16 protein-coding genes are annotated in these 19,028 nt (G+C 66.5%); 7 read left to right on the plus strand and 9 right to left on the minus strand.

Going from position 1 to position 19,028, the window contains the following annotated elements; translation table 11 throughout:
* The first annotated feature begins 144 nt into the window (after positions 1-144).
* Positions 145-2,835, plus strand: a complete 2,691-nt coding sequence (locus tag P3W97_RS05185) for a DNA topoisomerase III (RefSeq protein ID WP_300844440.1) — start codon at positions 145-147, stop codon at positions 2,833-2,835.
* 24 nt (positions 2,836-2,859) lie between these two features.
* On the opposite strand, the gene P3W97_RS05190 is transcribed toward P3W97_RS05185, so the two are convergent.
* From P3W97_RS05190 to P3W97_RS05200, 3 genes are all read right to left on the minus strand, one after another.
* Entirely contained in the window at positions 2,860-4,272 is a 1,413-nt protein-coding gene (locus P3W97_RS05190; RefSeq protein ID WP_300844464.1) for a sensor histidine kinase N-terminal domain-containing protein, read from the minus strand.
* Between the two features lie 70 nt (positions 4,273-4,342).
* The gene (locus tag P3W97_RS05195) at positions 4,343-5,017 is read right to left on the minus strand and encodes a response regulator transcription factor (protein ID WP_300844442.1); all 675 of its coding nucleotides are present in this window, start codon (positions 5,015-5,017) and stop codon (positions 4,343-4,345) included.
* A gap of 25 nt (positions 5,018-5,042) precedes the next feature.
* A complete protein-coding gene (locus tag P3W97_RS05200) occupies positions 5,043-5,582 on the minus strand; it encodes a MarR family transcriptional regulator (protein WP_300844444.1) in 540 nt (179 codons plus the stop codon).
* Positions 5,583-5,737: 155 nt separating this feature from the next.
* Here P3W97_RS05200 and recA point away from each other — a divergent pair, with 155 nt between their 5' ends.
* The 3 genes from recA (at position 5,738) to P3W97_RS05215 (ending at position 9,601) form a co-directional block, all read left to right on the plus strand.
* Positions 5,738-6,814, plus strand: a complete 1,077-nt coding sequence (recA, locus tag P3W97_RS05205) for a recombinase RecA (protein ID WP_300844446.1) — start codon at positions 5,738-5,740, stop codon at positions 6,812-6,814.
* A 4-nt stretch (positions 6,815-6,818) separates the two neighbouring features.
* Complete coding sequence (gene recX / locus P3W97_RS05210) at positions 6,819-7,328, plus strand: recombination regulator RecX (RefSeq protein WP_300844448.1); 510 nt, start codon at positions 6,819-6,821, stop codon at positions 7,326-7,328.
* Between the two features lie 137 nt (positions 7,329-7,465).
* Positions 7,466-9,601 carry a methyl-accepting chemotaxis protein gene (locus tag P3W97_RS05215; protein ID WP_300844450.1) on the plus strand — a complete coding sequence of 712 codons (2,136 nt, stop codon included), beginning with the start codon at positions 7,466-7,468 and terminating at the stop codon, positions 9,599-9,601.
* 43 nt (positions 9,602-9,644) lie between these two features.
* On the opposite strand, the gene P3W97_RS05220 is transcribed toward P3W97_RS05215, so the two are convergent.
* From P3W97_RS05220 to rpmH, 6 genes are all read right to left on the minus strand, one after another.
* On the minus strand, positions 9,645-9,779 hold the full coding sequence (locus P3W97_RS05220) for a hypothetical protein (RefSeq protein WP_300844452.1): 135 nt from the start codon (positions 9,777-9,779) through the stop codon (positions 9,645-9,647).
* Complete coding sequence (gene mnmE / locus P3W97_RS05225; RefSeq protein ID WP_300844454.1) at positions 9,776-11,200, minus strand: tRNA uridine-5-carboxymethylaminomethyl(34) synthesis GTPase MnmE; 1,425 nt, start codon at positions 11,198-11,200, stop codon at positions 9,776-9,778. Before mnmE ends, P3W97_RS05220 begins: the two co-directional genes overlap by 4 nt.
* A gap of 4 nt (positions 11,201-11,204) precedes the next feature.
* Positions 11,205-12,914, minus strand: coding sequence for a membrane protein insertase YidC (gene yidC / locus P3W97_RS05230; RefSeq protein ID WP_300844456.1), 1,710 nt, complete (start codon positions 12,912-12,914; stop codon positions 11,205-11,207).
* Positions 12,911-13,171 (minus strand): membrane protein insertion efficiency factor YidD, encoded by a 261-nt coding sequence (gene yidD, locus P3W97_RS05235; RefSeq protein WP_300844465.1) that lies wholly within the window; start codon positions 13,169-13,171, stop codon positions 12,911-12,913. The genes yidC and yidD overlap by 4 nt, the downstream gene beginning before the upstream one ends.
* Before the next feature lie 77 nt (positions 13,172-13,248).
* Complete coding sequence (locus tag P3W97_RS05240) at positions 13,249-13,713, minus strand: ribonuclease P protein component (RefSeq protein WP_367184594.1); 465 nt, start codon at positions 13,711-13,713, stop codon at positions 13,249-13,251.
* Between the two features lie 7 nt (positions 13,714-13,720).
* The gene (gene rpmH, locus P3W97_RS05245; protein ID WP_006299042.1) at positions 13,721-13,855 is read right to left on the minus strand and encodes a 50S ribosomal protein L34; all 135 of its coding nucleotides are present in this window, start codon (positions 13,853-13,855) and stop codon (positions 13,721-13,723) included.
* A 266-nt stretch (positions 13,856-14,121) separates the two neighbouring features.
* Between rpmH and dnaA the strand changes: the two genes are divergently transcribed.
* From dnaA to P3W97_RS05260, 3 genes are all read left to right on the plus strand, one after another.
* Positions 14,122-15,591, plus strand: a complete 1,470-nt coding sequence (gene dnaA, locus P3W97_RS05250; protein ID WP_300844458.1) for a chromosomal replication initiator protein DnaA — start codon at positions 14,122-14,124, stop codon at positions 15,589-15,591.
* 5 nt (positions 15,592-15,596) lie between these two features.
* Positions 15,597-16,703 carry a DNA polymerase III subunit beta gene (gene dnaN / locus P3W97_RS05255; protein WP_300844462.1) on the plus strand — a complete coding sequence of 369 codons (1,107 nt, stop codon included), beginning with the start codon at positions 15,597-15,599 and terminating at the stop codon, positions 16,701-16,703.
* 32 nt (positions 16,704-16,735) lie between these two features.
* A partial coding sequence (locus P3W97_RS05260; protein WP_300844468.1) for a DNA gyrase subunit B occupies positions 16,736-19,028 on the plus strand: 2,293 nt, incomplete at its 3' end.

The following is a 19,028-nucleotide window of genomic DNA, read 5'->3' on the forward strand; positions in this document are numbered from 1 at the left end:
GGTGGGCATGGGGCGGTGCGGCAGCAGATGGGCAACGAAGGCGCAAAAGTTTGCTAAGGTAACTGCATGGGTGCGCATGCGTGCGCGCGCGAGGCCGGACGATTCGACCGGTGCGCGGCGCGCTGCACCCGGAGCATTGTAGAGATGAATACTGCTGGTACTGCCCAAGCCACCGGGGGTCTCAAGACCCTGGTCATCGCCGAGAAGCCGTCTGTCGCGCTCGACATCGTGCGCGCGCTCACGCCTGTGACGGGCAAATTCGACAAGCACGACGACCATTACGAAAACGACCAGTACGTTGTGACCTCCGCCGTGGGCCACCTGGTGGAAATCACCGCGCCCGAGGCCTATGACGTCAAGCGCGGCAAGTGGAGCTTTGCCCACTTGCCGGTGATTCCGCCGCATTTCGAGCTCAAGCCCATCGACAAGACGAAGTCGCGGCTCAATGCCGTGGTCAAGCTGGCCCGGCGCAAGGACGTGGGCACCCTGGTCAACGCCTGCGACGCGGGGCGCGAGGGCGAGCTGATCTTTCGCCTTATCGAGCAGTATGCGGGCGGCACCGACAAAGCCGGCCAGCCCAAACCGCTGGGCAAGCCCGTCAAGCGGCTGTGGCTGCAGTCGATGACGCCGCAGGCGATCCGCGAGGGCTTCGAGCAGCTGCGCAGCGACGAGCAAATGCGCCCATTGGCCGATGCCGCACGCAGCCGCTCCGAAGCCGATTGGCTGGTGGGCATCAACGGCACGCGCGCCATGACAGCCTTCAACTCGCGCGATGGCGGCTTTTTCCTGACCACGGTGGGCCGGGTGCAGACGCCGACGTTGGCCATCGTCGTGGAGCGCGAGGAGCAGATCCGCGCCTTTCGCCCCCGCGACTTCTGGGAGGTACACGCCACCTTTGCGGTGCAGGCTGGCACCTACCCCGGGCGCTGGTTCGATCCCGCTTTTCTCAAGCCCCAAGGCGATGCCGCCGACCCGGAGCGCAAGCCGGAGCGGCTGTGGAGCGAGGCCGAGGCACGAGCCATCGCCCAAGCCGTGCGCGGCCAGCCGGCCAGCGTCAGCGAAGAGTCCAAGCCCACCACCCAGGCCTGCGGCTTGCTGTACGACCTGACCAGCCTGCAGCGCGAGGCCAACAGCCGCTTCGGTTTTTCGGCCAAAACCACGCTGGCGCTGGCGCAAAGCCTGTACGAAAAGCACAAGGCCTTGACCTACCCGCGAACCGACAGCCGCGCCCTGCCCGAGGATTACTTGGGCACGGTCCGCCATACGCTGCAGGCCCTGGCCGGCAGCCCCTTGGCGCACCTCGCGCCGCATGCGCAGGTGGCGCTCGACCAAGGCTATGTCCGGCCCACCAAGCGCGTATTCGACAACGCCAAGGTCAGCGATCACTTTGCCATCATTCCCACCCCGCAGGTGCCGCATGGGCTGAGCGAGGCCGAGCAAAAGCTCTACGACCTGGTGGTGCGCCGTTTCATCGCCGTGTTCTATCCTGCCGCCGAATTTCTGGTCACCACCCGCATCACCCAGGTGGCGGTCGAAGGGGCCGTCCACCACTTCAAGACCGAGGGCAAGGTGCTCGTCAAGCTGGGCTGGATGGCCGTCTACGGCAAGGAGGCCGCCGCGGATGTGGAGGGGGCCCGCCCGGGCGACAAAGGCCAGAGTCTGGTGCCCGTACAGCCGGGCGAGCCGGTGCGCACCGAGGCCGCGCGCGTGGATGCCAAGCAGACGCGCCCGCCCGCGCGCTACAACGAAGCCACGCTGCTGGCCGCGATGGAAGGGGCTGGCAAGATGGTGGACGATGAAGAACTGCGCAGCGCCATGGCCGACAAGGGGCTGGGCACCCCTGCCACGCGCGCGGCCATCATCGAAGGCCTGATCGCCGAAAAATACCTGCTGCGCGACGGCCGCGAGCTGATCCCCACCGCCAAGGCGTTCCAGCTCATGACCCTGCTGCGTGGTTTGGGGGTGGAAGAGCTCTCCAAGCCCGAACTCACCGGCGAGTGGGAGCACAAACTCTCGCTCATGGAGCGCGGGCAGCTCAGCCGCGAGGCTTTCATGCGCGAGATCGCTGCCATGACCGAGCGCATCGTGCGCAAGGCCAAGGAATATGACCGAGACACCGTGCCCGGCGACTACGCCACCCTGACCGCCCCGTGCCCGCAATGCGGCGGCGTGGTCAAGGAAAACTACCGCCGCTATGCCTGCACCGGTCCCGGTGGCGCGGGGCCGGGCTGCGGTTTTTCTCTGCCCAAGTCGCCCGGTGGCCGCGTGTTCGAGCTGGACGAAGTGGAAACCCTGCTGCGCACACACCGCATCGGCCCGCTGGAGGGTTTTCGCTCCAAAGCGGGTTGGCCCTTCAGCGCCGAGCTGACCATCGCACCCGACACCAGCGGCCAGTGGAAGCTCGAATTCGACTTTGGCGATGACCGCCCGACCGAGGACGGCGCCCTGGCCGATCTGAGCGGCCGCGAACCGCTGGGACCCTGCCCCAAGTGCGGGGCGCCCGTGGTCGAGCACGGCAGCCACTATGTTTGCAGCCGCGCCGTCCCCACCGTCGAGCAGCCCACGCCGTCGTGCGATTTCAAGAGCGCGACGACCATCCTGCAGCAGCCGATTGCGCCCGAGCAAATGGCCAAGTTGCTGGCCACCGGCAAAACCGACTGGCTGGAGGGTTTTGTGTCCAACCGCACCCGGCGTCCGTTCAAGGCCGCGCTGGTGTGGGATGCCGAAGCTGGCCGGGTCGGCTTCGCCTTCGAGCCGCGCGAGGGTGCGCGCTCCCCTGCGCGCCGCACCGCCCCCCGCGCCAGCGCCGCCCGACGCGCTGCACCCAAGCGCTGAGTCCTGCGTCACCGAGCGCGAGCATCAGCAGCCCAAGGCCTCGCGTCCCACCGCGGCCTGAAACCGCACCGACACCCGCAGGCCACGCGCCTGCGGGCGCAGCGGGTCGGCGTCCTCCATCTCCAGCGCCGCGCCGTGTTGCTGCACGATTTCGAGCACGATCGCCAGCCCCAGGCCGGAGCCGTCCACATTGGTTCCCAGCGCGCGATAAAACGGGGCCAGTACCCGCTCGCGCTCCTCCGCCGGGATACCGGGTCCGCTGTCTTCCACCTGCAGCACTTGCACCCCGCTGAATGGATCGGTCAGCACGCGCACGGTCACCACACCCCCGCGTGGCGTGTAGCGCAGCGCGTTGTCGGCCAAATTGCGCACCAGTTCCGCCAGCAGGGTGGGGTTGCCCAACAGCCGGATGGGGGGGGATGTCGGCGTCCGATCGGCCGGCTGTGTTTCGAAACCCAGGTCGATCGCCTTGTCCAGTGCCAGCGGCACCAGCTCCTCGACCACCTCGCGCGCCACCGCCACCAAATCGACGGGCTCGCGCGGCAAGGCGCGGCCAGCGGCCTCGGCCCGCGCCAGGGCCAGCAACTGGTTGACCGTGTGCGTCGCGCGCACGCTGGAGGTGGCGATTTGGCGCAGGGAGCGTTCGACCTCCTCGCCCGCCCCCGGGGGGAGCTGCTTTTGTGCCATCTCGGCCTGCATGCGCAGTCCGGCCAGCGGCGTTTTGAGTTGATGCGCCGCATCGGCCAGAAAGCGCTTCTGATTGGACAGGGTAACCTTCAGGCGCTGCAGCAAATCGTTGATCGATGACACGAGCGGGGCGACCTCCCGGGGCACATGCTCGTCGTCGATGGGGCTGAGATCGTCGGGGCGGCGCGCGCGGATGCGCTGCTCCAGCTCGGACAGCGGCCGGATGCCATGCACCAGCGCCAGCCAGACCAGCAGCACCGCCAGCGGCAGGATGATGAACTGTGGCACCATCACGCCCTTGACGATCTCGGTGGCGAGCTTGGATCGCTTGCCGCGCGTCTCGGCCACCTGCATCAGCACCAGGTGATCGCGCGCTGGGCCACGCGCGAGCCAGGTATAGGCGATGCGTACAGCCTCGTCGCGGATGACGCCGTCGCGCAGCTGGATGTCGCCCGGTCGGGGCGTGTCGGCTTCGGGTGGGGCGGGGAATTCCGGGTCCCCGCTGACCAGCCGACCGTCGCGGTCCAGCACCTGGTAGAACACCAGGTCGGTGTCGTCTGCGCGCAGCAGGTCGCGCGCCTGCGGAGTCAGCGCGAAGACCGTTCGCCCCGCCTCTACGGTGACAAACTGTGTGAGGGCCTGCAAATTGAATTCCAGCGCCCGGTCATAAGGGCGATCGGCAATGCCCTGTGCCACGAACCAGGTCAGGCCCAGCGACAGCGGCCACAGCAGCAGCAGCGGCGTGAGCATCCAGTCCAGGATCTCGCCAAACAGGCTGTGCTGTTCGCGCAGGAACAGCCGGCGCCAGCCGCGCGGCCCCTCAGCCAGGGATTTTTTCAAGGCAGTACCCCAGCCCGCGCACGGTGGCGATGCGGATAGGGCCGCGCTCGATCTTTTTGCGCAGGCGATGGATGTACACCTCGATGGCGTTGTTGCTGACCTCGTCACCCCATTCGCACAGCCGCTCGACCAGCTGTTCCTTGCTGACCAGCCGCCCTGCGCGTTGCAGCAATACCTCGAGCAGACTCAGCTCGCGTGCGGACAGCTCGATCATCTTGCCGTCGATGGAAGCCACGCGGCCCGCTTGGTCGTAGACCAGCGGGCCGTGCTGGATGACGCTGCTGACCGCCCCATTGCCGCGCCGCACGAGTGCGCGCACGCGTGCCTCCAGCTCGGCCAGCGCAAACGGCTTGGCCATGTAGTCATCGGCCCCCAGGTCGAGGCCACGCACGCGGTCCTCGACGCTGTCGGCCGCAGTCAAGATCAGCACCGGCAGCTTGCTCCCGCGCGCGCGCAAGCGTTTGAGCACCTCCAGGCCGCTGAGCTTGGGCAGCCCCAAATCCAAGATCAACAGATCGAAGCCGTCGTGCATCAACAGCGCCGCATCCGCTTCGTCGCCACTGGCGACGTGATCGACGGCGGCACCCGCGGCGCGCAGCGTGCGCAGAAGCCCGTCGGCCAGCACCTGGTCGTCTTCGGCGATGAGGATGCGCATGGCGTGTCTCCGTCGGCGGCTGTCGTTAGGGTGTTCGCTGCCGGTGCATGACATTGTAGGGGCCGGTCCGGCCCAAGCCATCCCCTTCGGCGTAAGCCTCCAGCCCCAGCGCCACGACGGCAGCCACGGCATCGCCGACGGCGCCGCGAAACTCCTGCTCGGCCTGTTCTACCGCACGGCGAAAAGCCTGTAGCCAGTCCAGGCCTGTGGGGGTAAAGACGATGCGGCGCGCGCGCGCATCGTGCGGATCGGCCTCGCGCCGCACCAGCCCCCAGGCCACACACTGATCGACCAAGTCGCCCATGGCCTGCTTGCTCATGCCGGCGCTGTGGGCCAATTCAGTCAGACGGGCGCCTGCCAGCGGCAGGTGGCGCGTGATATGGACGATGGCCGCGCCCACCTGGGCGCGCGCGGCCAGATTCGACAGGGCCAGCGGCGCGTGCGGTGAGTGGGCCATGAGCCACAGCACCCGCTCATCGAAGCGGCGCAGCGCATGGCCCATCAGGCGCCCCAGATGGGTGAGGCGCCAGCGTTCCTCAGGGCCCCAAACAGGCATGGACGGCATGCCTAAATAGTAAAGCAAACTGACCAAAAAATTCAGAAAAAACCGATCAACATCCATTTACACTGCCCGCTCAGCACCGACCGCACGCACCCCAAAGCGCTGAGGTACAGGGAGGGCGGTGTGTCACCAGCCCTTGTTGATTCAGGAGTAAGCTCATGAACACCGTAACCCGCACCCCCGACCCCGAAAAAGCCAAGGCCCTGCAGGCCGCGCTGGCGCAGATCGAAAAGCAGTTTGGCAAAGGCACCATCATGCGGCTGGCCGAGGGCGAGAAGGTCGAGGACATCCAGGTCGTCTCCACCGGCTCGCTCGGGCTCGATCTGGCGCTGGGCGTCGGCGGCTTGCCGCGTGGCCGTGTGATCGAGATCTATGGCCCCGAGTCCTCCGGCAAGACGACGCTGACGCTGCAAGTCATCGCCCAGATGCAAAAGCAGGGTGGCATCTGCGCCTTCGTCGATGCCGAGCATGCACTGGATGTGCAGTACGCGCAAAAGCTCGGTGTCGACCTGTCCAACCTGCTGATCAGCCAGCCCGACACCGGCGAGCAGGCGCTGGAGATCGTCGACAGCCTGGTGCGCTCCGGCGCGGTCGATCTGATCGTGGTGGATTCGGTGGCGGCGCTCACGCCCAAGGCCGAAATCGAAGGCGACATGGGCGACAGCCTGCCGGGCTTGCAGGCCCGTCTGATGAGTCAGGCCCTGCGCAAGCTCACCGCGACGATCAAGAAGACCAACTGCATGGTCATCTTCATCAACCAGATCCGCATGAAGATCGGCGTGATGTTCGGCAGCCCCGAGACCACCACCGGCGGCAACGCGCTCAAGTTCTACGCCTCGGTGCGCATCGACATCCGTCGCACCGGCTCCATCAAGAAAGGCGACGAAGTCATCGGCAGCGAGACCAAGGTCAAGGTCGTCAAGAACAAGGTCGCCCCGCCGTTCAAAACCGCCGACTTCGACATCCTCTACGGCGAAGGCATCAGCCGCGAGGGCGAGATCGTCGATCTGGGCGTGCAGCACAAGGTGATCGAGAAATCCGGCGCCTGGTACGCCTACCACGGCGAGAAGATCGGCCAGGGGCGCGAGAATGCGCGCGAGTTTCTGAAGGAAAACCCCGACCTGGCGCGCGAGATCGAGAACCGGATCCGCGCGGCGGTTGGCGTGGCGGCGCTGCCGTCGGTGGTGCCCGAGGACCCAGTGGAGCCAGACTTGTCGGCGCTGGATGAGGTGTGAATCCGTGAAGGCCGCTGCCCCGACGCTCAAGGCGCGTGCGCTGCGCCTGCTGGCGCGGCGCGACTATACGCGCCATGAACTGGCCCAGCGGCTGGCACCGCACGCCGCCGACGCCGACGAGCTGGAAGCGGTGCTGGACGACTGCGCGCGGCGCGGTTGGTTGGACGAGGCGCGCGCGCTGGAGGCGCACCTGCACCGCCGCGCCAGCGCGCGCGGCCGCGCCCGGCTGCAGGCCGAACTGCGTGCGCGTGGCTTTGCCGACCCAGCGCTGCTGGCGCAAGCCGATGCGCGCCTGGCTGCCACCGAGGCCGAGCGCGCCCAGGCCGCATGGGCGCGCCGCTTCGGCACGGCGCCACGGGACGCGGCCGAGCGTGCGCGGCAATTGCGCTTTTTGCTCGCGCGCGGCTTTGCGCCGGACGTGGCGCGGCAGGTGGTGCCGCGCCTGGGGGGCGATGGCGGCGGCGAGCACGGGGACGGCAACGAGCCTGGCGGCGCTGATCTGCATGCTGCCTGAGGCGGCCTGCCCGCCCGGGTGCTTTCTTTTCAGAAGGCGGATGTATGATTGCCTGGGCGTTGCCTGCCGAACCGGCTACCCCCGGATGGGGATGCTTGGCGCCCAGGTATCGTCGGTTCCTTTCCGAGGAAGGCCACATGCGCATCAACCTGCCCGTCACTCAAAAGGCATATGAATTCTCTGCCGACCAGACATTGATCTCGGTCACCGACGTCAAGGGGCGCATCACATACGCCAACAACAATTTCGTGGCGGTCAGCGGGTTTACCCGCGAGGAGCTGTTGGGCCAGCCGCACAATATCCTGCGTCACCCCGATATGCCGGAAGAAGCCTTTCGGGACATGTGGGCGACGATTTTGGATCACAAGCGTCCGTGGAGCGGCTTAGTCAAAAACCGCCGCAAAAATGGGGATCACTATTGGGTTCGCGCCAATGTCACCCCGGTGTGCGAGGGGCCCGAAGTGGTCGGTTTTTTGTCGGTGCGCACCAAGGCCACGGCCGACGAGATCCAAGCGGCCGAAGCGCTGTACGCCCGCATGCGCGCCGAAGCCGAACGCGGCCGGCTGCGCACGCGGTTGCAATTCGGCGAAGTGGTGCGCGAAGGCGTCCTGTTTGCGCTGGCCCGCGCGCTGCGCCCGGGTTTACGCGGCCGCATCGTGCTGGCCGTGGCCGCGGCCGGTTTGCTACCAGTGCTCGGGCACGGGCTTGGCTGGCCCTGGTGGGCAGGGCTGATCGGCGCGGCCCTGGTTACCGCGACAGCTGCGACCTTGATCGAAACCACATTCATGCGACCGCTGCGGCGCATCGTCGAGCAGGCCGAGCACCTCGCCTCGGGTGATCTGGTCGAGCCGATCGCGATCGACACCCACCACGAATTGCGCCGCATCCAATTGTCCCTGCAACAACTGGAGGTGGGCGTGCGCACGGTGGTGCGCGACATCCGGCACGAGGTGGCCAATCTGCGCGGCGGCACTCAAGAGATCGCGGCTGGCAACCAGGATCTGTCGCACCGCACCGAAAACGCCGCGGCCAGTCTGGAAAAAACCGCCGCTTCGATGGAGGAAATCAACGGCACCACGCACGAGACGGCCCGCTTGGCCGACGAAGGCGCGACGCTGGCGTCGCAGACGCGCGAGCAGGTGCAGCACACCGCCCATGCTGTGGGCGAGCTCACCCACACGATGCACGAGATTTCCGAGTCATCGCGGCGCATCACCGACATCATCCAGGTCATCGAAGGGGTGGCGTTTCAGACCAATATCTTGGCGCTCAATGCGGCGGTGGAGGCCGCGCGCGCCGGCGAGGCTGGCCGTGGTTTTGCCGTCGTGGCCAGCGAGGTGCGGGCGCTGGCCCAGCGCACCAGTGAGGCAGCCAAGCAGATCCGCCAACTCATCATCGAATCGCGCGAAAGGGTGCAGCTGGGGGATGCGCGTACCGCCGAGGCGCGCGAGCGGATGCAGGCGCTGCAGGATGCGGTGGATCGAGTGGCCTCCATGTTTGACGATGTGCGCCACTCGGCCCAGGAGCAAACCCAAGGGGTGGCGCAAATCGCCGAGGCGATCGCCAATCTCGACTCGATCACGCAGCAAAACGCCGCCATGGTCGAGCAGCTGGCGGCAGCGGCACTGTCCTTGGATGAGCAAGTGCAGACCGTGCATAGCACCATTCGCGTTTTTCGGCTCACGCCGCGAGATAAACTGCTGGTCAAAGAGGACGCGGTGGCGCTGCGCAGAGTCATGGCCGTCAAAGCCGATCCGGGTCAGCTGGATTTCGACAGCGCGATCAAAGCCCACCAACAATGGCGCATCAAGCTGCGCAATGCCATCCTCAAGGGCGAAAAACTGGATGTGGCCACCATCCGCCGCGACGATTGCTGTGCGGTGGGCAAATGGATCTACGGCGCCGGCGGTCGGCAGTATGGGCACTTGCCGCTGTTTTCGCAGTTGGTCGAGCAGCACAAGCATTTTCACCAGGAAACGGCCAAGGTGGCGGAGTTGGTCAATGCCGGCAAGACGGAGGAGGCCAACCGACTGCTGCAAGGCGATTCGGCTTTCATCCGGGCTGGGCGCGCCGTGGTCGATACGCTGCAAAAAATGAAGGCGGCCGTCTCCGGCGCGCTCAAGTCGGCGCTAATTCAGCAACGCGCCCCGGCCGGCGCTGCGCCCAAGATCGCGCCAGCAGCGGGCAGCGCAGCCACTTCTGCCAAGCCAGGCGGTGCGGCGGCCAAACCGGCGTTGGCGACCGCCGAACACGACGATTGGGAGACGTTCTGAGGCCTCGGCCTAGCCAGGCCAGTCGCCAGCCCCTCATGCCAAACTATTTGGAGAAGCTGTTGACGCTGATCACGTCATCGGCCAGCGCCGCCACCCCCTGGGCCACCTGCATGACGAGGAATGGTGCGATCGCCTGGGCGCGTGCGCTGGCAGAAGGGACGACACGAAAAGCGGTCATTTGCCGATACAGAAACGCGAAAAAATCACGCCCAGCAGATCGTCGGCCCCAAAGGCGCCGGTGATCGTGCCCAGCGCCTCGTGGCCAAGGCGCAGCTCCTCGGCCAGCAGTTCCAACGCCGGCGCCGGGCTGTCAAGCTGGGCTTGTGCAGCCTGCAGATGCGCGCGCACCCGATTCAGCGCGTCCACATGGCGTTGGCGCGCGCTAAACAGCCCTTCGGGCGTGTGCCCGCTCCAGCCCACGGTGTGCAGCAGCCGCTCGCGCAGGGCTGGCAGTCCCATGCCGGTGTGCGCCGACAGCGGCAGGTCGTCCGCGCCGCTGGGGAGGGCGGTGGCCTCGACGGCGTCGGCCTTGTTCCAGATGTCGAGCACGGGCACCCGCGGCGGCAAGCGGCTGCTGAGGCGCTCGCGGATCGCGGCATCGGCCTGTCGGTAGCCGAGGTCCGCAGCGCGCGTCAGGTCGTGCACGAACAGCACGGCATCTGCGGCCTCGATGCGCTGCCACGCCCGCTCGATGCCGATGCGCTCCACCTCGTCCACCGCCGCACCGTCACGCAGGCCGGCGGTGTCGATGATGTGCAGCGGCACGCCCTCGATCTGGATGGTCTGCTGCACCACGTCGCGCGTCGTGCCGGCAATGGGCGTGACGATGGCCAGCTCCGCCCCGGCCAGCGCATTGAGCAGCGAGCTTTTGCCCGCATTGGGCTGGCCGGCGATGACAACCTGCATGCCCTCGCGCAGCAGCGCGCCTTGGCGGGTGCGCGCCAGCACCTCGTCCAGCCGCGCCTGTAGCCGCTGCAGTTGGCCGGCCGCATCCGACTGTTGCAAAAAGTCGATATCTTCCTCGGGAAAGTCCAGCGTTGCCTCCACCAGCATGCGCAGCTGGACCAGATCGTCGCGCAGCGTCTGCACCGCCTGCGAAAATGCGCCCGAAAGTGAGCGGCTGGCGCTGCGGGCGGCCGCTTCGGTGCTGGCGTCGATCAGGTCGGCGACCGCTTCGGCCTGCGCCAGGTCGAGCTTGCCGTTGAGGAAAGCGCGCTCGGTGAACTCGCCCGGCTGCGCCAGCCGCAGGCCCGGGAGGCGCGGCCGGCCGCTGGCGGGGTCGGTCTCCTGAGCGGCTTGCAGACAGCGCGCCAGCAACAATTGCAGCAACACCGGCCCGCCGTGGGCCTGCAGTTCCAGCACATCCTCGCCCGTGTAGGAGTGTGGGGCCGGAAACCACAGCGCCAGCCCGTGGTCCAGGGCGGTGCCGTCGGCGGCCAGAAACGGCCCGTAGTGGGCATGGCGGGGCCGCAGGCTGCGCCCCAGCAGCGCTGGCATCAGCGTGGCCAGTCCTCGACCCGACAGCCGCACGATACCCACCGCGCCGCGCCCTGGCGCGGTGGCGATGGCGGCAATCGGGTCCTGGTGCCGGGGCAGCATCCCCTTATTTGAACTGAGGCAGGTTGAACTTCAGCGGCACGCCCAAGGTGTGGTTGATGTAGGCCTGCTGCGCGATCGTCAGCACATTGTTGACGATCCAGTACAACACCAGGCCGGCCGGGAAGAAGAAGAACATCACGCTGAAGATGAGGGGCATCAGCCACATCAGCTTGGCCTGCAGCGGATCGGGCGGCAGCGGGTTGAGCGCGGTCTGCACCAGAGTGCTCAGGGCCATGACGATGGGCAAGACATAGTACGGATCCGGCGAGGACAGATCGACGATCCAGCCGATCCAGGGGGCGTTGCGCATCTCCACGCTGGCCAGCAGCACCCAGTACAGCGCAATGAAGACGGGGATCTGGATCAGGATCGGGAAGCAGCCGCCCAGCGGGTTGACTTTTTCCTCGCGGTACAGCTTCATCATCTCCTGCTGCATGAGCTGGGGATTGTTCTTCAATCGCTCGCGCATCTCCATGATGCGCGGGTTGATCGCTTTCATCTTGGCCATGCTGCGGTAGGCACTGGCATTGAGCCAGTAGAACGCTGCCTTGATGAGCACCACCAGCAGTACGATGGCCCAGCCCCAGTTACCCACCAGGCCGTAGATTTTTTCCAGCAGCCAATACAGCGGCTTGGCCAGAATGGTCAGCCAGCCGTAGTCCTTGACCAGCTCCAGCCCGGGCGCGATGGCTTCCAGGACTTTTTCCTCTTGGGGGCCCACGTAGAGCTGCGAGGCCATCGCCTGTGCCGCCCCTGGTGCAATGGCCATGTCCGGCCCAATCTGACCCACTGCATAGAGGTTGTCCACCTTGCGCACGAAATTCTCGCGCTGCATGCCTGCGGGCAGCAGCCAAGCGCTGGTGAAGTAGTGCTGCACCATGGCCACGTAGCCGTCCGGCGCCTGGCGCTGGATGTCGATCTTGCCCTTGTCGATGTCGGCGAACTCGACCTTTTGGTACTTGGCAGCTTCGCTGTAGACGGCAGGGCCGGTGAAGGTGGTGTAGAAGGGGGTCTCGCTGCCGGCCTTTAGGCCATCGCGCACGAGCTGTTGGTACAGCCGCGCCTGCACCGGGGCATCGCCGATGTTGCGCACCTCATGCTGCACCTCGATCAGATAACTGTGGCGGCGCAGGGTGTAGGTCTTGCTCAGCACCACGCCACCTTGCGGCTCGGACTCGAAGCGCAGCACCAGCCGGTCTTGGCCATCCGGCAGGGCGATGGGGCCGGTGTCGGCCGGCTCGATCAGCCGCATGGGGGTTTTGTGCGTGGGCAGGCCGCCTTGGCCGATCAGCCCGGTCTGCGCGACATAGAGGCGCCCCCCCTCGGTCGTCAGCAGCTCCAGCGGCGTAAAGGACTTTTGCAGGGCCTTGCCTGTCTCGGCAGCGTGCTTGAGCAGCCGGGCCCCCACCAGCGAGCCGCCTTCGCTGTCCAACGTCAGCTCGAACACATCGGTGCGTACCGTGTGGCGCTGCCGCACAGCCGGGGTAGCGGCCGGGGCCGGTACGCCGGATGCGCCGTATGCCGCGGGGGCGGTAGCCGTCGGTGTCGACACATCGGTGCCCGGCGCGGCGGCCGCTGGCGCCGCCGTCTTGGGCGGGGTGCCCGACGGGAAGAAGGTGGCGGGCTGTCCGTTGTGGATCTGCCAACGATCCCACAGCAGGATCATCGAGAAACCAAAGATCACCCACAGGATGGATCGGCGAATGTCGCTCATGAGGGAGGGGTGTGTTGTTGGAGGGGGAACAGCCGGGGACGCTCGGTGGGGACCGGATCATGCCCGCCGTCGCACCACGGGTGACAGCGCACCAGCCGGCGCAGGGTCAGGTAGCTGCCAGCCCCGGCGCCGTGGCGCTGCAAGGCCTCGAGCGCATAGGCCGAGCAAGAAGGCGTGAAGCGGCAACTGGACCCCAACCAAGGGCTGAGCAGCAGCCGGTAGCCCTGCACCATGCCGATCAGCACCCGCTGTGGCAGACGGACAAACCACCGTCCCAGGCGGCGCAGGGCGGGCGTGTGGACGCGCGGGGCGGAGCAGCGGTTCATGGGGGTCGTCATGGGGTGTCGGTCTGCTGCCCTTCGGCACTGACGGCCAGGCGCTGTCGCAGGCGGGGGCCCAACAGTTGCAAAAGCTCCTGCCGAACCGCGCGGCGTAGCGCAGTGGAGGTGGCGCTTGGGAACTCCGTGGTCGGGAATGCCTGCTTCAGCCGCACCACCCAAGCGCCTGCCGGCAGCGGTTGTTCGCGCTCGACGGCATAAACCTGGCGCTTGAGCATGTTGCGCGTGACCGCACGCCGCGCCCAGCGCTTGGGCACGACCACCCCCAGCCACGTGCCGCTGCCGGGGAACAGCGCGACCCCACGCGGGCCAAGCTGCGGCGCGGTGGGGATGCCATGCAGCGCAAAATGGGCGCTGTGCACCAGGGCAGGACGGGAGAGCACGGCCTGGAATTGCGCACGTTGGCGAAGGCGGTGCGCCGCTGCGCCCCGCGGCGCAGCCGACAGGGACGGCTCAAGCACCGGGACGTCAAACGGCCAGGCGCTTGCGGCCCTTGGCGCGGCGTGCATTGATCACGGCGCGACCGCCACGGGTCTTCATGCGGACCAAAAAGCCGTGGGTGCGCGCGCGACGGATCTTGGAGGGTTGATAGGTGCGTTTCATGGGAGAGCCTGTTGAGAGTCTGCGAGATTTGCTCGAGTAAACCCTAAATTATGGCAAAAACCAATGGCTGTGCCAATGCCCGCTGGCGCGTCGGCGCCAGGCTGCGCCGGGGTCGAATGGGCCAGCCGGCATGTGGATAAGTGGTCCGCCCCGGCTACAATCGGGGCTTTGGCGGGGTGGTTGTCCATGTGCCGGATTCCGGTCCCGGGTGGGACGGCCCGGTCCGCGACGTTTTCCATGCTTGCCCACGACCGAATCCCCCATCCATGAGTTCCCCGCGTTCCCTGCCCGATGCGAACGCCGCTGCCCAGCGGGACGCCCCGGCCGCCGCCGATCTGTGGTCGGCGTGCGTCGAGCGGCTGAGTCAGGAGCTGCCGCCGCAGCAGGTCAACACCTGGATTCGGCCGCTGGTCGCGCGTGTGGCCGACGATGGCTCGCGTGTGACGCTGGCGGTGGCCAACCGCTTCAAGATGGACTGGGTGCGCGCCCAGTATGCGGGCAAGATCGGCGCGGCGTTGCAGGCCATCACCGGTCAGCCGGTTGCCGTGGAGTTGGTGCTCGCCTCGCGCGAGGCCCCCAGCGCGCTGCGCCCCCCTGCCTCTGCGGCGGCCAGCGCAGGGGGGGAGCGCGCTGTCGCAGCCCCGGCGCGCACCGAGCCGGTGTTTGCCGAATTGCCGCAGGTGCCGACGGCGGCCGAGTCGCCGCCGTCCGAGCACAAGCACCGGCTCAATCCGGCGCTGACGTTTGCGACCTTGGTCGAAGGCTCGGCCAACCGCATGGCGCGCGCCGCAGCCATGCACGTGGCCTCCAGCCCCGGGCAGTTGTACAACCCGTTGTTCATTTACGGCGGCGTGGGCCTGGGCAAGACGCACCTGGTGCACGCCATCGGCAATCAATTGCTGGTCGATCGGCCCGACGCCAAGGTGCTCTACATCCACGCCGAGCAATTCGTCTCGGACGTGGTGAAGTCCTACCAGCGCAAGACCTTCGACGCCTTCAAACAGCGCTATCACAATTTGGATTTGCTGCTGATCGATGATGTGCAGTTCTTTGCCAACAAGGACCGCACGCAGGAGGAGTTTTTCAACGCTTTCGAGGCCCTGCTGGCCAAGAAAAGCCATATCGTGATGACCAGCGACACCTATCCGAAAGGCTTGACGGATATTCACGAGCGGCTGGTGTCGCGCTTCGACGCTGGGCTGACGGTGGCCATCGAGCCGCCGGAGTTGGAGATGCGCGTGGCCATCCTGATCAGCAAGGCCGAGGCCGAGGGCGCCACCATGCCCGAGGATGTGGCGTTCTTCGTCGCCAAGAATGTGCGCTCCAATGTGCGCGAGCTCGAAGGCGCACTGCGCAAGATTTTGGCGTATTCGCGCTTCAACCAGAAAGCGGTATCGATCACGCTGGCGCGTGAAGCGCTCAAGGATTTGCTCAGTATCCAGAACCGCCAAATCAGCGTCGAGAACATCCAAAAGACGGTGGCCGACTTCTACAAAATCAAGGTCGCCGATATGTATTCCAAAAAACGGCCGGCCAACATCGCACGGCCGCGCCAGATCGCCATGTACCTGGCCAAGGAGCTGACGCAAAAGAGCTTGCCGGAGATCGGTGAGCTCTTTGGCGGGCGTGACCACACGACGGTGCTGCACGCGGTGCGCAAAATCGCTGCCGAGCGGCAGAACCAGCCCGAACTCAACCAACAACTCCACGTGTTGGAGCAGACCCTGAAAGGCTGACACGCATGATCGTCTTGCAAGCGACCCAGGACCGGCTGCTGGCTGCCCTGCAGTCGGTGGCCGGCATCGTCGAGCGCCGCCATACCCTGCCGGTGCTCGCCAATGTGCTGATTCACCGCGCGGGGGCTGCGACCCAGCTCACCACCTCCGACCTGGAAATCCAGATCCGCACCACGGCCGATCTGGGTGGCGACGATGGCCAGTTTGCCACCACGGTCGGGGCGCGCAAGCTCATCGACATTTTGCGCACCTTGCCTGCGGACCAGAAGGTGACGCTGGAGTCCGCTGCGGGGCGGCTGCTGCTCAAGGCGGGCAAGAGCCGCTTTACCCTGCAGACGCTGCCAGCCGAGGATTTTCCGCTGGTGCAGGAGTCGCCCACTTTTGGGCCAGCATTCTCCGTGCCGCAAAAGGTGCTCAAGGCGCTGCTGGGGCAGGTGTCGTTTGCCATGGCGGTGCAAGACATTCGCTACTACCTCAACGGCATTCTGTTCGTGGCCGAGGGGCGCACGCTGACGCTGGTGGCCACCGACGGCCACCGCTTGGCGCTGGCCAGCGCCGCGCTGGATGGGGATGTGCCCAAGCAGGAGGTGATCCTGCCGCGCAAGACGGTGTTGGAGCTGCAGCGGCTGCTGTCGGACCAGGATGGTGCGATCGAGATGCGCTTTGCCGCCAACCAGGCCAAGTTCAGCTTTGGCAGTATGGAGTTCGTGACCAAGCTGGTGGAAGGCAAATTCCCCGACTACAACCGCGTGATCCCGCGCGCGCACCGCAATGTGATCGTGCTGGGCCGGGTACCGCTGCTGGCCAGCTTGCAGCGCGCCGCCATCATGACCAGCGAAAAGTTCAAGGGCGTGCGCCTGCACCTGGAGCCAGGGCTGCTGCAGGTGGCGGCCAACAACGCCGATCAAGAGGAGGCGGTCGATGAGCTGGACATCGAATACAGCGGCGACGTCATCGACATCGGCTTCAACGTCAGCTACCTGATCGAGGCGCTGGCCAACATGGGGCAGGACCTGGTGCGCATCGAGCTGCAGGACGGCAACTCCTCGGCCTTGGTCACGATTCCCGACGACGACCGCTTCAAGTATGTCGTCATGCCGATGCGCATCTGAAAGTCTCCATGAGCGAATCCCTGACCCCTGAAATGCCCTCACAAGCGCCTGGCGCGGGCTACGGCGCCGACGCCATCCAAATCCTCGAAGGCCTGGAGGCGGTGCGCAAGCGCCCGGGTATGTACATCGGCGACACCTCCGACGGCACTGGCTTGCACCACTTGGTGTTCGAAGTCGTGGACAACTCCATCGACGAGGCGCTGGCCGGCCACTGCGACGACATCGTGGTGACCATCCACACCGACAACTCCATCAGCGTGGTGGACAACGGGCGCGGCATCCCCACCGGCATCAAGTGGGACGACAAGCACGAGCCTAAGCGCAGTGCCGCCGAAATCGCGCTGACCGAGCTGCACGCCGGGGGCAAGTTCAACCAGAACAGCTACAAGGTCTCCGGCGGTCTGCACGGGGTGGGGGTGAGCTGCGTCAACGCGCTGTCGCGCTGGCTGCGCTTGACGGTGCGCCGCGACGGCAAGGTCCACACCCTCGAATTCGCCCGCGGGCAGGTGCAAAACCGCCAGATCGAGCGCGCGGCGGGCCCCGACGGCCAGGTGGCGGAGGTCTCGCCCATGCGGGTGCTGGGGGCCACCGACAAGCGCGGCACCGAAGTACATTTTCTGCCTGACACTGAAATCTTTCGCGAGAACCACGACTTTCACTACGAAATACTGTCCAAGCGGCTGCGCGAGCTGAGCTTTTTGAACAACGGGGTGCGCATCCGCCTGATCGACGAGCGCACCGGCAAGCGCGATGACTTTTCCGGTGCCGGCGGGGTCAAGGGTTTCGTCGAATTCATCAACGCCGGCAAAAAAGTGCTGCACCCCACGGTGTTCCACGCCACGGGCACGCGCCCGGCCGACAGCTACGGGGGTATCCCGGGCACCGAAATCGGCGTCGAGGTAGCCATGCAGTGGAACGATGGCTACAACGAGAACGTTCTTTGCTTTACCAACAACATTCCGCAGCGCGACGGCGGCACCCACCTGACGGGCCTGCGCGCGGCCATGACGCGCGTCATCGGCAAATACATCGCCGACAACGAGCTGGCCAAGAAAGCCAAGGTGGAAGTCAGCGGTGACGACATGCGCGAGGGGCTGTGCTGCGTGCTCTCGGTCAAGGTGCCGGAGCCCAAGTTCAGCAGCCAGACCAAGGACAAGCTGGTCAGCTCCGAGGTGCGCGCCCCGGTGGAAGACATCGTGGCCAAGGCGCTCACGGACTACCTGGAAGAGCGGCCCAACGACGCCAAGATCATCTGCGGCAAGATCGTCGAGGCCGCGCGGGCGCGCGAGGCCGCCCGCAAAGCGCGCGAGATGACCCGCCGCAAAGGCGTGCTCGATGGGCTGGGGCTGCCCGGCAAGCTGGCCGACTGTCAGGAGAAGGATCCAGCGCTGTCGGAGATCTACATCGTCGAGGGCGACTCCGCGGGCGGCAGCGCCAAGCAGGGGCGCGATCGCAAGTTCCAGGCCATCCTGCCGCTGCGCGGCAAGATTCTCAATGTCGAGAAGGCCCGCTATGAAAAACTGCTGTCCAGCAACGAGATCCTGACCCTGATCACAGCGCTGGGCACGGGCATCGGCCGCGCGAGCGAAGACGACGCGGGACGCGGCAAGAGCGGTGCGGACGACTTCGACATCGCCAAGCTGCGCTACCACCGCATCATCATCATGACCGACGCGGACGTGGACGGCGCGCACATCCGCACCCTGCTGCTCACTTTCTTCTATCGCCAGATGCCCGAGCTGGTGGAGCGCGGGCATATCTACATCGCGCAGCCGCCGCTGTACAAGGTCAAGGCCGGCAAGGAAGAGCTGTATCTGAAGGACGATGCCGCACTGGACGCCTTTTTGTTGCGTGTCGCCCTCAAGGAGGCGAGCCTGCATACCGGCGGTGCCCAGGGTACGGTGCTGGCGGGCGAGACGCTGGCCGAGCTGGCGCGCCAGCACCAGACGGCCGAGGCAGTGATCGCGCGGCTGTCCGCCTTCATGGACGCCGAGGCGCTGCGCGCCGTGGCCGATGGCGTGGCGCTCGACCTGGACGATATGGAGGCGGCGGCCCGCAGCGCCGCCGCCCTGCAAGCCGCGCTGCGCGAAGGCAGCGCCACCGGGGTGCCGGCCGAGGTGAGTGCCGAATTCGACGTGCGCGCGGACAAGCCGCTGCTGCGCATCAGCCGCCGCCACCACGGCAATGTGCGCTCCAGCGTCATCACGCAGGACTTCGTGCATGGAGCCGACTATGCCGTGCTGGCCGATGCGGCCCGCACCTTCCAGGGCTTGCTGGGCGAGGGGGCCAAGGTCGTGCGCGGCGAGGGTGAGCGCGCCAAGGAAG

The organism is Tepidimonas sp. (assembly GCF_029335975.1).
Classification (GTDB): Bacteria; Pseudomonadota; Gammaproteobacteria; order Burkholderiales; family Burkholderiaceae_C; genus Tepidimonas.